This is a genomic window from Polaromonas sp. P1_G4 (genome assembly GCF_056405475.1).
The window spans coordinates 1-1,440 of the sequence record NZ_JBFUCA010000770.1 but is presented as its reverse complement, the minus strand read 5'-3'; the positions used below and the strand labels follow the sequence as shown (position 1 = coordinate 1,440).

The 1,440-nt window shown below is 60.0% G+C and carries 2 protein-coding genes and 1 pseudogene; all 3 read left to right on the top strand.

Going from position 1 to position 1,440, the window contains the following annotated elements:
- Nucleotides 1-151: pseudogene (locus AC1D1X_RS23170) on the top strand (branched-chain amino acid ABC transporter permease); the annotation flags it as partial.
- Nucleotides 148-906: an ABC transporter ATP-binding protein gene (locus AC1D1X_RS23165; protein ID WP_477699326.1), complete on the top strand. Its 759-nt coding sequence runs from the start codon at nucleotides 148-150 to the stop codon at nucleotides 904-906. The pseudogene AC1D1X_RS23170 and the gene AC1D1X_RS23165, both read left to right, overlap by 4 nt.
- A 126-nt stretch (nucleotides 907-1,032) precedes the next feature.
- Nucleotides 1,033-1,440, top strand: a 408-nt coding sequence (locus AC1D1X_RS23160) for an ATP-binding cassette domain-containing protein (RefSeq protein ID WP_477699325.1), incomplete at its 3' end; no start/stop codon positions are given.

The following is a 1,440-nucleotide window of genomic DNA, read 5'->3' as shown; positions in this document are numbered from 1 at the left end:
GCCGATGTTCGGCGCTGCGGTGGTGCTGTTGATGGTGTGGCTGCCCGATGGGTTGCTCAGCATTCCTGACCGTATACGGGCCAAGCGCGCAGCGCGTGAGGCGTCCCAGGCACGTGCGGCTGCAGCCAGCCGGATCGGAGCGGCATCATGACAAACGCGTTGTTAAAAGTTGCCGGGCTCAAAAAGGCCTATGGCGCCATTCAGGCTGTGGGCGGGGTCTCCTTTGAAGTCATGCCGGGGGAAATCTTTGGTGTCATCGGACCCAATGGCTCGGGTAAAACCACCATGTTCAACAGCGTGTTGGGCCAGATCAGCCCCGATGCCGGCACGATCGAACTCAACGGTAAAACCATCACCGGCCTGTCGCCGCTGGAGCTCAGCCGGCGTGGCGTGGGCCGCACCTTTCAGACCCTTCAGGTGTTCGGAAAGATGACGGTGCGCGACAACCTGATCGTGGCGGCCCAGGAGCACAAGGGCAGCCTGCTCGGCCGCATGTTCGCGCCTGGCGACTCGGGGTTGGGCGACAAGGCGGATGCGCTCATCGACCAGTTCCGCATCCRCCATGTGGCTGACAAGCTCGCCGGTACCTTGAGCTATGGCCAGCAAAAGCTGGTGGACATCGCCATGGCTTTTATGGCCGAACCGGACCTGGTGCTGCTCGACGAGCCGTGCGCGGGCGTCAATCCCAGCCTGGTGGGCGGCATCTCGTCGCTGCTCCGGGATCTGAACCAGAACCCCAAATTTGGCCGCAAGGCTTCGTTTGTGGTGATCGAGCACAACATGGATTTTGTGATGGGCCTGTGCCACCGCATCATGGTGATGGTCGAAGGCAAGGTGCTGGCCATTGGTACGCCGGCGGAGATCCGGGCCAATAAAGAGGTATTGGACGCCTATTTAGGGAACTAACCCCCTGTCTCGGCTCACTGCGTGTAGCCGGAATCCCCCTTAAGGGGGACAACCGCTGCGGCCCGGCGGAGCCGGTTCCGCGCCGTTGCTTGGAAAGAGGTCAACTGAGGCTTCATGGAGATTGATATGACAAGTGAGATCTGTATTGAATTTGACGATGTGGTGGCAGGTTACAAGGACTTCATGATCCTGAACAACCTGTCGTTCAAGGTCAGGACTGGTTCCATCACGCTGCTGCTGGGCCCCAATGGTGCGGGCAAGTCCACGGTTTTGAAAGCGCTGTTTGGCTTGCTCAAGCCGCGGCAGGGCCGCATCCTGTTGAATGGTGAGGACATTTCGGGCGCCAGCCAGAAAGAATTGCTGGCCAAAGGAATTGTGTTTGTGCCCCAGGGGCGCAACCTGTTTGGCCAGCTTACTGTGTGGCAGAACCTGGAGCTGGGCGGCATCACGCTGGGTACGAAAACCACACACGAGCGTATTCCCGAGGTGCTGGAGTTTTTCCCGCGCGTCAAGGAACGCCTGCATTCCCAGGCC